Origin of the sequence: Aeromonas sp. 604282 (assembly GCF_049170575.1) — a bacterium.
Classification (GTDB): Bacteria; Pseudomonadota; Gammaproteobacteria; order Enterobacterales; family Aeromonadaceae; genus Aeromonas; species Aeromonas veronii_A.
Genome location: NZ_JAAKMV010000001.1, coordinates 559,559 through 572,637, shown reverse-complemented (window position 1 = coordinate 572,637; position 13,079 = coordinate 559,559). Strand labels below are relative to the sequence as shown.

Below are 13,079 nucleotides of genomic sequence, written 5' to 3'. Positions count from 1 at the left end.
TGGTTGGGGGAAAGGCCCCCCCAACGGGAATAAAAAAGGGGAAGGGTGATCTACGCCCGGGCCAACGACAGATCCCCACCGGTGTCGGCCACTTGATCACGCTTCCCCAAACGAGGTTTTTCCTATTGCACCGCTTTGACGTGCATGTTGGCGACGTACTGATCTTCGGCCCAGAAGATGCGGTCAGCGACCATGGCTTCCGGGTTGAGGGTGACGCCGCGCAGCACCCGCTCCTTGAACTTGTGATAACCGGCCCGGTCGATAAGGTGACCCATGTGCAGATAGATGGGCTTGCCATCCAGCATCTCGGCCTCGAACTCGAACAGGTTCTTGATCACCGCGTGCAGCACCTCTTCGGTCACCCAGTTGAGGAACAGCTTGCCGGTACGAGGGGTCTTCTTGCTGGTGCGTCCCCCCAGCTTGACCATGTAGAGCTGCTTGGGATCCCGCTGCCAGGCCAGGGTCGGGCAGGCCAGTACGCACTCGCCACAGCCGATGCACTTGCTCTCCTCCTTGACCGCCTTGCCATGCTTGATGGCGAGGCAATCCACCGCGTGGTGGCTGCATGCCTTGACGCAGGCGCCGCAGCCGATGCAGCGCTCGGCATTGAAGTGGATTTTGGCGATGCCGAGGATGCCGAAGTCGGCCATGTTGGCCTTGGCGCAGTCGTTGGGACAGCCGGCGATCACCATCTTGAGGTGATAGGGGTTGGGGTAGAGATGCTTCTCCATCCGCTGGGCCAGCCCGGTGCAGTCGATATTGCCCTTCTGGCAGATGGTGTTGCCCTGACAGGCGACGATGTTGCGTCCACCGATGCTCTGGTAACCTGCGTGGGTGTCATCCACCTCGATGCCGCAGGTCTCCACCTCGATCTCCTTGATAAAGGGCTCGAGGGCGGCGTTGACCTTGTCCATGTCCTGATACTTGATGCCAGGCATCGCCAGCTTCTGGCGGGTGGTGAGGTGGATCAGGCCGTTGCCGTACTGTTCGGCGATCTGCTGGGCCACTGCCAGCAGGTGGGCGGGCATGATCCCGCCGGGAATGCGCACGCTGATCATCGCTTCGCCGCGCACCTTGGAGAGGCGGTATTCGTTCTTGGCGCGGGCCTTGATGATGTCGATATCGAGACTCATGATGTTCTCCCTCAGTCGATCAGATGCTGGGCCTGGTCAAAACGAAAGACCGGTCCATCCACGCAGATATAGGTGTCGCCCATCCGGCAGTGGCCACACTTGCCCACGGCGCAGGCCATGCGGCGTTCGTAGTCGACCCAGACGCGATCCTTGGGGATGCCGCGCTCAAGCAGGGCGAGTACCACGAAGCGGATCATGACGGGGGGGCCGACCACAATGGCCTGGATATCCTCGCTATCCGAGAGATCCAGCTGGTCGATGTAGTCGGTGACCCGGCCGATGCGAAACTGCTCGCTCTCCTCACCCTCATCCAGGGTGACGATGAGATTCTGGCGCTCGGCCCAGAGCGGCATCTCGTGGCGATAGAGCACCGCCTGCTCGTTCTTGAAGCCGAGGATCATGTCGAGGGACTTCACCTGTTCCGGGTGTTTGCTGAAGCGACGCAGCAGCCCCTTGACCGGGGCGACGCCGGTGCCGCCCGCCACCACGATGAGGTGCTGGTTGCGATAGGCCTCCAGCGGGTAGCCGTTGCCATGGACGCCGCGCATCCACACCTTGTCGCCCACATCGAGGGCAAACAGCGCATCGGTGACCTTGCCGACTTTGCGGATCAGCAGATCCACGTAGCCATCGCCATAGTCGGAGACCGAGATGGGCGCTTCGCCCACGGTGGGCAGGGAGATTTCGACAAACTGGCCGTAGTGGACATCAAAGTCGCGGGAGACCCGAAAGTTCCACTCCAGCTCGGTGTGGCGCTCGATGGCCAGAATGGTGTAGGCCTTGGGCAGCAGGCGGTTTTCGACTGCTACCTGCTGCGGTTCTGCTGTTGCGGTTTGCTGGCACTGGCACATATCAGTTCGCCCCCTGCGCGTTGTCGGCTGCGATGGTCTGTTCGACCACATCGGTCATCTTGTTGATGATGTTGTTAAAGGAGATGTAGTGAGGGCAGCGATCGTCGCAGCGGCCGCAGCCGACGCACATGTGCTCCTCCCCCTGACGGGCCTTGTAGTCGTTGACCTTGTGCAGGGCGCGATAACGCAGGCGCTCGCCATGCTTGGTGCGAAAGCCGTGGCCACCGGCCATGTCGCTGAAGCCATCCACCATGCAGCTGGCCCACTGGCGACGGCGCTCGCCCTGCTTGGGGTTCTCCGCATAGGTGAGGTCATGCACGCTGTAGCAGCTGCAGGTCGGGCAGGAGGTGGTACAGCGGCCGCAACCGATGCAGCGGCTGTCGTACTCGGCCCAGACCGGATGGGCGGTGAGGATCTGGCGAATGCGCTGGGGGTCGTCACAGACGCTGTCCGGGGTGCGTACCTTGACCGGGTTGCTCTGGACAAATTCCGGGGTGAAGTCATCGGATTCACCCAGCTCGGCAAAGTAGCCGAGCAGCTCGGGATCCTTGACCTCGATGCGGGCACCCTCATTGCTCAGACGAATGGCGGCGGCGTAGTCTTGGGTCTCGTTGCTGCCCATGGAGACGCAGAAGCAGTTCTCGAAGCTCTCGCGGCACTCCAGCAGTACCAGCTTGAGCTTGCTGCGCAGTCTGGCGTAGTAGACGTCACTGTTCTGGCCATTTTTCAGGTAGACCTGATCCAGTCTGCGCAGGGCGTGGATATCACAGCTGCGCAAGAACAGCAGGGTGGGCTTGGCCTCCACCTTTGATTCGCGCAGCCCCAGATTGTCGAAGTGGAACAGGGTCTGGGTGATGGGGAGCACCACCTCTTTCGGAGAGAAGTGGGACTTCTCCTGCCACACCAGATCGGCCGGATAGCGGATGCTGTGGTAGGTGACGTTGTCGGTGTCGGAGAAGCGGCCGCCCCGATATTCGGCCGCGGGCGCCATGATCCGGTAATCGGGCTGCAGCCGCTCGAACAGCTGCGCCAGCGCGGGCTGGGTGAGAAGAAACGACATAAATAAACACCTTGTATGAGGGTGAGATGCCCTGGCATAGGGATGAGGAGCGGGCCGCTAAGAGTGTCTGACACCGGTTTTGGCCGCGCTTGCCTCGCCACGGTCTGTTTTTATGACTCATGTTGCTCAACTGACCCGATTGTTATTGTGTTGGCGGCGCGTGCGTCGCGGCAGGTCGGGTCATGCCTGTAAAACCCTTATCAATTGAGCAGGGCGGCCTGATAGCCTGCGCACTTGCCCATCACGTATCCCATCTCCAGCTTGTTGATATCGCGGGTAAAACGGGAAACGGGGAAGTAGTCGGCCGGAGCGATCACCTCGATCTGGCAGTCCTCCGGCGGATTGGCGATAAAATCGAGCGCCTCGTTGTAGCTGCGATCCCGCTGCTCCAGCGCCTGTGCCAGCGCGGGACGGGTCTTGAGCAGGGTGCGGATCATCCAGGGGAAGGGCATCGGCTTTAGCCGATAGCCAAGGGGCTCGGAGAGGATCACCGTCAGGTGACGGGCACCGCGGCGGTAGGCCTCGATCACCGGGATGGAGTCGGCTACCCCGCCATCTGTCATCGGTACCCCGTGCACTTCCGGGTATTCGTGGGAGGCGAGGGGAATGGCGCAGCTGGCGGGCAGCACCTCGTTCATGTTCTCCGGTTTGACCCGGATGTACTCCGCCTTGCCGGTCAGGGTATTGGTCACCACCGCATAGAAGGGGATACCGGTCTCCCGGTAGGCGTGAATGTCGAGGGGATACTTGCGGCAGCTGGTGTTCCACAGCCAGTGGATATCCACCAGATTGCCCCCCTTGGCAAAGCGCAGGGGATCCATAAACTGCTGGCTGCACGCCAGTTTGGTCAGGATCTCGTGGCTGCGGCCATGCTGGCTGGCGAGATAAGCCAGCAAGTTGGTGGCCCCCGCCGAGACACCGATGGCGAAGTCAAAGGGGCGATAGTCATGCTCGATAAACGCATCCAGCACGCCGCTGGCAAATATGCCGCGCATGGCGCCGCCTTCTACAACCAATGCGCTGGGGGATGCGGTTTTGTTCATGACAGGCACCTCATTGATAAGTGAGAGAGAAAAAAGTGGGAAAGAGAATGTTCGGGCTGTCAGGCCGACCATTCTGACAACCAACCGGGGTTGGCCATCGCAATGAGGTCATTCTAGGAAGGGGATGGTGTTTAGAATATCTGTTAATAATGAATCAAGTGTTTTGAATTTCTAAACAATAGGCATGAAACTCATTGTAATAACAGGGGTTTTGTAGGAGTCTCAACGACTCTGTGATGGCTGGATATTGGCAATGATGAGCAATTTATGACGTTACTGGTTTCCCCGCTGCTTAAACGTGGCGATACCATCGCTTTTTTCTCCCCCTCCAGTACGGCGACCGCCTGGGCTCCGCAGCGTTTTGCCCGTGCCAGGGGGTTTCTTGAGGGGCAGGGTTTCAAACTCAAGGCGGGCAGCCTCACCGGCCTGCAGGATCACTGGCGCTCCGGCTCCATCGCCGCACGGGCCGAAGAGCTCAACGCCCTTATTCGCGACCCCGAAGTGCGCTGCATCATGTCGGTGATTGGCGGCAACAACTCCAACTCCCTGCTGCCCTATATCGATTACGAGGCGCTGAGGCGCGATCCCAAGATCATCGTTGGCTACTCCGATGTGACGGCGCTGCTGCTCGGCATCCATGCCCAAACTGGCCTGGTTACCTTTTATGGCCCGGCACTGGTGGCCTCCTTTGGCGAGTTGCCACCGCTGGTGGACGAGACGCTGGCCAGCTTTTTACAGATTGTGCTGGCCGACGAAGCTGGCGTCCCTTGCACTTTGCCCACCCCGACGCAGTGGACAGATGAGCGGCTGGACTGGGAAAATCAGACCCGGGCCAAGCGCTGCCAGCCCAACCGGCTGATCTCGGTGGGCTCAGGCCGGGTGCAGGGACGGCTGATGGGCGGCAACCTCAACACCATGGCGGGGATTTGGGGTTCCCCCTATATGTCGGCCATCCTGCAAGGGGACATTCTGCTACTGGAAGACAGCCTCAAATCCGCCGAGACGGTGGAGCGTTCCTTCGCCCATCTCAAGCTGTGCGGGGTGTTTGATCGGATCGGTGCGCTTATCCTCGGCAAGCACGAGCTCTTCAACGATCAGGGTAGCGGCAAGCGCCCCCTCGATATCCTGCTGGAGGTGGTGGGGGAGCCAAGCTTCCCTATTCTAGCGGAGTTTGACTGCGCCCATACCCATCCCATGCTGACATTGCCGCTTGGCATTGAGGTGGCACTCGATCTTGACCGCCAGCAGCTCACCTTGCTGGAGCCCTGGTGGGATGGTTGTTGAGGCTATGTGCTCAGAGGATTGAGAAGTGATTGATACTGCTCATCAAAAACCATGTGCAATAACAAGCGCGACTGAGAGTCGCGCTTGTTGCAGTTGGCGGTATTACCAGCGGTAGGTTTTCAGTAGTGCTTCCAGTTTCTGACACTGCTCCACCAACTGGATGCTGGCGAGGTTGGCGGCGTGAGCTTGACCCAGGGTGTCGTTGGAGGTGTTGCGAATATCGCTCACCGAGCTGTCTACCTCATGGCATACCCTGTCCTGTTCTTCGGCCGACTGCGCCATCTGGGCGTTGAGGTCGTTGATGCGGGCGATGCGCTCGATGATGTTCTGCATGGCGGCCAGGGTCGCCTCGGTTTTGCTGATGCTCTCATCGGCTTTGCTTTTTGCATCCCCGATCACCGTAACTGCGCTCTGGGCCTCATTTTGCAGGGCCGCGATCATCTGGGAGATCTCTTCGCTAGCGGCGCGGCTGCGATTGGAGAGGGCCCGCACTTCATCGGCCACCACCGCAAAGCCACGGCCTTGCTCACCTGCCCGCGCCGCTTCAATCGCAGCGTTGAGGGCCAGCAGGTTGGTCTGATCGGCAATCCCCTTGATCACCTCGAGCACACCATCAACAGCCAGGCAGCGGCTGTCGAGTTGCTGGATCACCTGATCCACCCGATCGATCTCTGCCGACATCTCGCCCATGTCAGTGATGGAGTGCTGGGCGAGGCGGCTGGTGTCGGCGGCATCCTGATTGGTGAGGGCGGAGAGCTCGGCGCTGTGGCGGGCATGTTCGCGCACTTCATGAGAGCTGGCGGCCAGCTCGCTGACGGCGGCGGCAACCTGGGTGGTCATCCCCTCTTGCTGGCGGGCCGAGTTTTCGGTCTGGGTCGCCACCTGACGGATCTGGTTTGACTCCTGATAGAGCTGGTGGGTCGCCCCTTCCACCTCCTGCAGGCTGTGGCGGAATCCCTGCACCATGTCATTGACGGCGCGGGTCATCTGGCCCAGTTCATCCCGGCTGTGATTGACCAAGGGGAGGGCGAGGTCGCGCTCTTTGGCCATCCGGATCATGGTGAGCTGCAGCTGGCGCAGTGGGTGTTTCACGTAGCGTTGCAATACCCACCAGAGCAAGCCGAAGCCAATGCTGAAGACGGCGGCCAGGCTGCCGCTCAGGATCAGGTTGTTGTGGCGGATCTCGCCGAAGGTGTGGCTGAGGTCATAACTGATCCGCACTGCCCCCATCACTGTTCCTTCATTGACCTGGTGACAGGTGAGGCACTGGGTGCCGCGATACTCCTTGTAGGCTTTGAACGGTTTGATCAGGGTGAGCCGGTTGCCCTGCTGCTCCAGGATGGCTTCGCCTTGATTGATAGCGCGCTCATCGAGGGGATCCTGCGCTTTCTGGTCTGGGTGACCCGGGCCAAACAGGTTGCTGACGGCAGGGGCGCGGATCAGGCGAGCCTCGACGATGCCCGCTTCACTCTTGAGCTTGGTCTGCACGATTTGTCGGTTGGCCATGCCACCGGTCATCATCAGGACGTTGAGCTGGTCCATGTAGGTGTTGGCGGCGCTTTCCACTTTTTCGCCCGCCAGCCGGATAGCGAGATCCCGTTGCAGCCATGCGGAGAGTTCGAAGCAGAGGCCAAAGGTGGTGCTGATGACCAGCGCAAGAGGGAGGAATATTTTCCAGTTCAAGGAGAGGTTATGCATTTTGGGCAAGTTCCATGCGCTTGGTGTTGTTATGTGATCCCGTATCATCTTGATCGTAGACGAAGAAACGGCGGGAGATGGTTCTCTATCGGCACACGATAACCACTCTTGAGTAAATAATCTGTTAAGCAGATCGGTAATGCAGGTTGCCAAAATGCCTTTCGAGAGGGGGCTGCTCCTCGGGTTGATCCAGAACAAATCGCCAGTAACGATAATCGTTATCATTGTTATTATTTGCTGATAATAGTGACCATCATGAATCTGACCCCTTCCATGACCGGTATTGCCACGCCGGATCCCCTCAAGTTTGCTTTTAGCGCCAAGACCTCGGCTCACGCCAGTCGGGGAGGGATGCGCCCTTTCCCGCTGGATGAGGCTGGCTGGCAGAGCTGGTGGCAGCGAGAGAGTGAAGCTGAGGAGCGCGCCCTCTACATCCACATTCCGTTTTGCCGAAAGCGCTGCAGCTTCTGCAATTTCTTTGAAAATGGCGCCAATCCGGCGCGGATCAACCGCTATGTCAACGCCCTCTGCGCCTCCCTTGCGCAGGCGGCTGACACCCCGCTGGCGCAGAGCATGCCGTTTTCAGCCGTCTATGTGGGGGGCGGTACGCCGACCGACATGAGCGCCGACGAGCTGGCCATGCTGGCCGCCGTGATCCGCCGTTTCCCATTGGCGGCCGATGCCGAGGTGACGCTGGAGGGGCGTCTCAACGGCTTTGATGATGAGAAATGGCAGGTTGCGCTGGCGGGGGGCTTCAACCGCTTTTCCTTCGGGGTGCAGAGCTTTGATACCCGGGTGCGTCAGCAGGCGGCCCGTTTCGATGACAGGGAGACCTTGCTGACCCGTCTGGGTGAGCTGACCCGGGATGATGCGGCTGTGATCGTGGCGGATCTCATCTTTGGTCTGCCCGGTCAGGATGATGCCGTGTGGCAGCAGGATATCCGCGATGTGATGGCGAGCGGGGTACACGGGGTCGATCTCTACCAGCTCATCGCCATGCAGGGCACCAATCTGGAGCGAGCGCAGGAGAAGGGCACCCTGGATTGGCTCGCCGATGGCCAGCAGCGGGCGGCCATGTATGCCTATGGCGGGGCGCAACTGGAAGCCCACGGCTGGGAGCGTCTCTCTTGCAGTCACTGGCGGCGCAGCCCGGCCGAGCAGAGCCGTTATAACCAGATGGCCAAGCGCGGTGCGGAGATCCTCCCCTTTGGCGCCGGTGCGGGGGGCAGCATTCTTGGCCACGGCTTGATGTATGGTCGGGATCTGGCCCCCTGGCATGACGCGCTGGCCAGTGGCAAGCGGGCGCCCGGGATGGTGATGGGACGCAATCCCAATGCAAGGATGGACGGTCTGCTCCGTGGCGCCCTCGACAGCGGTGTGCTGGCGCTGGATCGTCTGCCAGCGCCTTTGCTGACCCATCTGATGCCGCTTTTTTCCGCCTGGCAGCAGCACGGGCTGGCCGAGATCGGGAGCGCACGCTTGCAACTTACCCTCGCCGGACGCTTCTGGAACGTCAATATGCAGGCTGGCTTGTTCGAGTTCTTGCAGCTCAATCCGCTCGATGGTTCTGCGCCGCCCAGCCATGGTACTGCCGCGGTACGCCATTCGCTGGTTTGAGCCCGAGCGGAGCATTTGCACGGAGCACTTGCATGGCTCCGAGCGATCCATAACGAAAGAGGGAGCCTTGCAGGCCCCCTCTTTTGGCTTGGCAGTTAGCGTCGCGCGAGCTTACTCGTCGCTGCTCTCCTGATAGCTGTCGCGCATTGCTTTGGGCAAGCGGCGCATTGGCGCAAAGCCGATATCCTCGCCCACTACTTCCCGCTTGCGGGCCGGTGCAGGTTTTTTGCTGGCGTCACCCTTGGCTTTGCCCTTGCCCGCGGCTGGCTTGCCCTTGGCATTGCTGCTCTTGGCGTTGGCATGACCGCGAGACCGAGGCGGGTTCTGCACCGGCTTGCTGCCCGGCAGAGTCTGGCGACTCGGCTTGCCGCTTGGCTCATACCCTTCCAGGATCTCCACGGACAAGGATTGGCCGATCAGGGCTTCGATCGCCTTGAGCTGACCCAGCTCGTCCTGACTGACCAGCGAGATGGCCTCGCCGCCACGACCGGCGCGGCCGGTACGGCCGATACGGTGGATGTAATCCTCCGCCATCTGGGGCAGTTCAAAGTTGATCACGTAGGGCAGTTGATCGATATCGAGACCGCGGGCGGCGATATCGGTCGCCACCAGCACCCGCACCTCGCCACTGCGAAAATCGGCCAGCGCCCGGTTGCGGGCACCCTGGCTCTTGTCACCGTGGATTGCCACGGTATTGAGGCCATCTTTTTGCATCTGCTGGGCGAGGCGGTCGGCGATCTGCTTGGTGCGAACAAACACCAGCACCCGCTGCCAGTTGCCACGGCCAATCATGTGGGAGAGCAGCTCGCGGCGGCGTTCCCGATCTACCTGAATGATGCGCTGGGTCACCTGCTCGGCGGCAGTATTGCTGGGGTCCACCTCGATCAGGGTGGGGTCGTTCAGCAGATCATCCGCCAGCGCCTTGATGTCGTTTGAGAAGGTGGCAGAGAAGAGCAGGGTTTGCCGCTCTGCAGGCAGCGCCTTCATGATGCGGCGGATGTCGACGATAAAACCCATGTCGAGCATGCGATCCGCTTCATCCAGCACCAGCACTTCCAGCTGGCTCAGGGTCAGGGCGCCCTGGGTCAGCAGATCCAGCAGACGGCCCGGGGTGGCGACCAGAATGTCCACACCCAGCTTGATGGCGTCCAGATTGGGCTTGATGCTGACACCGCCATAGGCGATCAGAGTCTTGAACGGCAGGTGGTGGGCATACTTGATGATGCTCTCGCCAACCTGGGCCGCCAGTTCGCGGGTCGGGGTCAGTACCAGTGCGCGCACCTGACGACGGCCACGACCGTGGTTGGCCAGCAGACGCTGCAACATCGGCAGGGTGAAACCGGCCGTTTTGCCTGTGCCTGTCTGAGCTCCGCCGAGCACATCCTGACCGGCCAGAATGGCCGGAATCGCTTGCTGCTGGATGGGGGTTGGCTGTTCGTAACCCAGCTCCTTGACGGCCCGCAGAATATGCGGAGACAGACCCAGTTCGTTGAATGACATGTTCGAGAGAAACTCCTGAGATGAGCCTTTGGCTCAACGGGCAGCCAGCATGTTGGGGCCAGCCACGATATGGAAAAGATAGTGGGGCCGTAATATAGCAAAAGAGCGGCCGCTGCGCAGTAGCTGTCGCACCGGCCGCCACACAATCGTTCAACGCAGTGGCGTAAAACGGCTCAGGAGAGTCAGAGTATCTCGCGGATCTGCTCGGCCAGACTCTCCGGTTTGGCCTGGGGGGCGAAACGCTCTACCACATTGCCATCACGGTCGATCAGGAACTTGGTGAAGTTCCATTTGACGTTTTCCAGCCCAAGAAATCCCGGTTTCTGTTGCTTGAGCCACTGGTAGAAGGGGTGGGCATGCTCACCGTTGACATCGCACTTGGCCATGATGGGGAAGGTGACCGGATAGTCGAGGGAGCAGAAGCGGGCGATCTCGTCCGCATCCCCCGGCTCCTGCTGACCGAACTGGTTGCAGGGGAAGCCCAAAATCACCAGCCCCTTGGGGCCGAGCTCCCGATAGAGCGTTTCCAGCCCTTCATATTGGGGAGTAAAGCCGCAGCGACTGGCCACATTGACCACCAGCACTACCTTGCCCGCCAGTTGAGTCAGCGGGTAGGGGGTACCATCCAGTCGTTGCAAAGTGAGATCGGGCAGAGGCATAAGCAGATCCTTCTCGTGGTTATCCGTGGGGTGTCAGGTCGGTTGTGGCGATGAGCGCCGGCCTAACGACATGATGGTGATGTGGCTACGGTATCGGTTGGCTCTTTTAACGGCAAGGTGAGAGCAAGGATCCGTCCCCTTGATTGCAAGGGCCATCACAGTTTCGACAGCCAATACGCTCTTTGGCAGGGCGGGATCACAACTGGCGACAAAAATGCGGGGAGGCGGGCAGCAACTCGCGTATTGATGGTGGGACTTCTCAAGAGAAGCAAACCGGTTTGTGACTTTGCCGGTAAGTCGCTACAAAGCGCCCTCTTTCCACTCATTGTGAGCCAATCTTGGACTATCAAGCTGCCATGGATGCCATTTACACCCGGGGATGGGTGATAGTGGATGATTTTTTGACCGCCGCCGAGGTGGATGCCCTCAAAACCTGTTTGCCAAGCGAATGGCAACCGGCCGGGATCGGCCGTGACGCCCTGCACCAGGGCAATCCCGATATTCGCCGTGACCAGATCCACTGGCTGGAGCCCTCTCTCGGTGCGCCGGTGGCCGACTACCTCGCCCGGATGGAGTCCCTGCGTCTTGCCGCCAACCGGATGCTGATGCTGGGATTGTTCGACTACGAGGCCCACTTCGCCCGCTATCGCAGCGGGGATTTTTACGCCACCCATCGGGATGCCTTTGCCGGTCGCTCCAACCGCCGTCTTACCACCGTGTTTTACCTCAACAACGACTGGCTGCCCGAAGCGGGTGGAGTGCTGCGCATGTATGACGACAAGGAGCAGTTTCTGATGGATGTCAGCCCCAAGGGGGGGCGGCTGGTCATGTTTCTCTCCGAGGAGTTTCCCCACGAGGTGCTGCCTGCCAACCGCGAGCGCTACAGCATTGCCGGCTGGTTTCGGGTCAATGGCAACGGCATGGGAAGGGTCGATCCCCCGCGCTGAGGGGCAATGTGTCCCGATTTTGACACAGGGGAGACTTTTCACTGCAAGAAGTGGGGTCATGGGTCTCCCATCAGCTGACAAGGGTTGATCTCCCTTGCTACACTGGCGCGCACTTATGTTCGTATCTGGCTTCGTCCGGTTTTTATGGTGGTTGGCTTATCAAATGGTCATGACGAGGCCGCTTTTCCCAAGGGATCACATCTAATGAAGAACATGCATGTCTTGCTGCTGTGCGGCGGCGGTGGCTCCGAGCACGAGGTTTCTCTGCGCAGCGCCAATTTCCTCGAGCAACAACTGGGCCTTCTGCCCGGTGTCGAAGTGACCCGCGTCGAGATGTTCGCCGATCGCTGGCTCAGTGCCGATGGCCGCGAGTGCAAGCTGGGGCTCGACAAGCTGCTTTCGTTTGACAGCGTGGCCCGTCCGGTGGATTACGTGGTGCCCTGCATCCACGGCTACCCGGGTGAGACCGGCGATCTGCAATCTTTCCTCGAGCTGGCCGGATTGCCTTATCTCGGTTGTGATGCCGAGGCGAGCAAGATCTGCTTCAACAAGATCAGCACCAAGCTGTGGCTCTCCGCTATCGGTATTCCCAACACCCCGTACCTGTTCCTGACCGAGCAAAATGAGGCGGCGCTCGCCGAGGCCAAAGCCGCGCTGGCCAAGTGGGGCAAGGTCTTTATCAAGGCCGCTTCCCAGGGCTCTTCCGTTGGCTGCTACTCCGCCAGCAACGAAGCGGATCTGGTAAAAGGTATTGCCGATGCCTTCGGTTACTCCGAACAGGTACTGATCGAGAAAGCGGTCAAGCCGCGCGAGCTGGAAGTAGCGGTTTACCAGTACGGTGACGAGCTGGTGGCGACTTATCCGGGCGAGATCTGCGTGCCGCAGGACAAGTTCTACACCTATGAAGAGAAGTACAGCAGCGCCAGCCATACCGAGACGGCACTGCGTGCCGAGGGGTTGACCGAGGCGCAGGCCGATGCGATCCACGAGTACGCCCTCAAGGCGTTCCGTCAGCTGAAACTGACTCACCTCTCGCGCATCGACTTCTTCCTGACCGAGGAGGGGGAGATCTTGCTGAATGAAATCAACACTTTCCCGGGCATGACCTCCATCTCCATGTTCCCGAAACTGCTGGAGCATCACGGTCACCGCTTCGCCGACTACCTTGAGCAGATCCTGCGCAAGGCCAGCTAAGCGCGATCTCCCGCTCGCGGGATGAAGAAGAACCCAATAAAAAATCCCCGCCAATCGGCGGGGATTTTTTATGCCTTTATCAAGCGGGGCAGG

The 13,079-nt window shown here is 60.2% G+C and carries 11 protein-coding genes; 4 read left to right on the top strand and 7 right to left on the bottom strand.

Annotated features, from left to right (window positions below; all coding sequences use genetic code 11):
* Positions 1–122 precede the first annotated feature (122 nt).
* The 4 genes from asrC to G5367_RS02390 form a co-directional block, all read right to left on the bottom strand.
* The gene (gene asrC, locus G5367_RS02405) at positions 123–1,133 is read right to left on the bottom strand and encodes a sulfite reductase subunit C (RefSeq protein WP_421243728.1); all 1,011 of its coding nucleotides are present in this window, start codon (positions 1,131–1,133) and stop codon (positions 123–125) included.
* 11 nt (positions 1,134–1,144) lie between these two features.
* A complete protein-coding gene (asrB, locus tag G5367_RS02400; protein WP_421243727.1) occupies positions 1,145–1,984 on the bottom strand; it encodes an anaerobic sulfite reductase subunit AsrB in 840 nt (279 codons plus the stop codon).
* 1 nt (position 1,985) lies between these two features.
* Positions 1,986–3,044, bottom strand: a complete 1,059-nt coding sequence (asrA, locus tag G5367_RS02395; RefSeq protein WP_421243726.1) for an anaerobic sulfite reductase subunit AsrA — start codon at positions 3,042–3,044, stop codon at positions 1,986–1,988.
* A 200-nt stretch (positions 3,045–3,244) separates the two neighbouring features.
* Entirely contained in the window at positions 3,245–4,087 is an 843-nt protein-coding gene (locus tag G5367_RS02390; RefSeq protein WP_236345661.1) for a patatin-like phospholipase family protein, read from the bottom strand.
* 267 nt (positions 4,088–4,354) lie between these two features.
* Between G5367_RS02390 and G5367_RS02385 the strand changes: the two genes are divergently transcribed.
* Positions 4,355–5,371 carry a S66 family peptidase gene (locus tag G5367_RS02385; protein ID WP_421243725.1) on the top strand — a complete coding sequence of 339 codons (1,017 nt, stop codon included), beginning with the start codon at positions 4,355–4,357 and terminating at the stop codon, positions 5,369–5,371.
* A 102-nt stretch (positions 5,372–5,473) separates the two neighbouring features.
* Here the strand turns inward: G5367_RS02385 and G5367_RS02380 are convergent, their stop codons facing one another.
* Entirely contained in the window at positions 5,474–7,069 is a 1,596-nt protein-coding gene (locus G5367_RS02380) for a methyl-accepting chemotaxis protein (RefSeq protein ID WP_421243724.1), read from the bottom strand.
* A 255-nt stretch (positions 7,070–7,324) separates the two neighbouring features.
* Here G5367_RS02380 and hutW point away from each other — a divergent pair, with 255 nt between their 5' ends.
* Positions 7,325–8,686, top strand: a complete 1,362-nt coding sequence (hutW, locus tag G5367_RS02375) for a heme anaerobic degradation radical SAM methyltransferase ChuW/HutW (protein WP_421243723.1) — start codon at positions 7,325–7,327, stop codon at positions 8,684–8,686.
* A 111-nt stretch (positions 8,687–8,797) separates the two neighbouring features.
* Here hutW and G5367_RS02370 read toward each other — a convergent pair whose 3' ends face one another.
* Together G5367_RS02370 and G5367_RS02365 are read right to left on the bottom strand one after the other, a co-directional pair.
* Positions 8,798–10,186: a DEAD/DEAH box helicase gene (locus tag G5367_RS02370; protein ID WP_100653572.1), complete on the bottom strand. Its 1,389-nt coding sequence runs from the start codon at positions 10,184–10,186 to the stop codon at positions 8,798–8,800.
* Between the two features lie 182 nt (positions 10,187–10,368).
* Positions 10,369–10,845: a glutathione peroxidase gene (locus G5367_RS02365; protein WP_100653573.1), complete on the bottom strand. Its 477-nt coding sequence runs from the start codon at positions 10,843–10,845 to the stop codon at positions 10,369–10,371.
* 338 nt (positions 10,846–11,183) lie between these two features.
* On the opposite strand from G5367_RS02365, the gene G5367_RS02360 reads away from it, so the two are divergent.
* Both G5367_RS02360 and G5367_RS02355 read left to right on the top strand, forming a co-directional pair.
* A complete protein-coding gene (locus G5367_RS02360; protein ID WP_236295488.1) occupies positions 11,184–11,792 on the top strand; it encodes a 2OG-Fe(II) oxygenase in 609 nt (202 codons plus the stop codon).
* Positions 11,793–11,996: 204 nt separating this feature from the next.
* Positions 11,997–12,986, top strand: a complete 990-nt coding sequence (locus G5367_RS02355) for a D-alanine--D-alanine ligase (protein ID WP_040066371.1) — start codon at positions 11,997–11,999, stop codon at positions 12,984–12,986.
* The last annotated feature ends 93 nt before the right edge of the window (positions 12,987–13,079 follow it).

Coding starts and splice junctions, on each gene's coding strand:
- asrC (WP_421243728.1), bottom strand. CDS start 1,133: ATGAGTCTCGATATCGACATCATCAAGGCCCGCGCCAAGAACGAATAC.
- G5367_RS02385 (WP_421243725.1), top strand. CDS start 4,355: ATGACGTTACTGGTTTCCCCGCTGCTTAAACGTGGCGATACCATCGCT.
- G5367_RS02380 (WP_421243724.1), bottom strand. CDS start 7,069: ATGCATAACCTCTCCTTGAACTGGAAAATATTCCTCCCTCTTGCGCTG.
- G5367_RS02365 (WP_100653573.1), bottom strand. CDS start 10,845: ATGCCTCTGCCCGATCTCACTTTGCAACGACTGGATGGTACCCCCTAC.
- hutW (WP_421243723.1), top strand. CDS start 7,325: ATGAATCTGACCCCTTCCATGACCGGTATTGCCACGCCGGATCCCCTC.
- asrA (WP_421243726.1), bottom strand. CDS start 3,044: ATGTCGTTTCTTCTCACCCAGCCCGCGCTGGCGCAGCTGTTCGAGCGG.
- G5367_RS02355 (WP_040066371.1), top strand. CDS start 11,997: ATGAAGAACATGCATGTCTTGCTGCTGTGCGGCGGCGGTGGCTCCGAG.
- G5367_RS02370 (WP_100653572.1), bottom strand. CDS start 10,186: ATGTCATTCAACGAACTGGGTCTGTCTCCGCATATTCTGCGGGCCGTC.
- asrB (WP_421243727.1), bottom strand. CDS start 1,984: ATGTGCCAGTGCCAGCAAACCGCAACAGCAGAACCGCAGCAGGTAGCA.
- G5367_RS02390 (WP_236345661.1), bottom strand. CDS start 4,087: ATGAACAAAACCGCATCCCCCAGCGCATTGGTTGTAGAAGGCGGCGCC.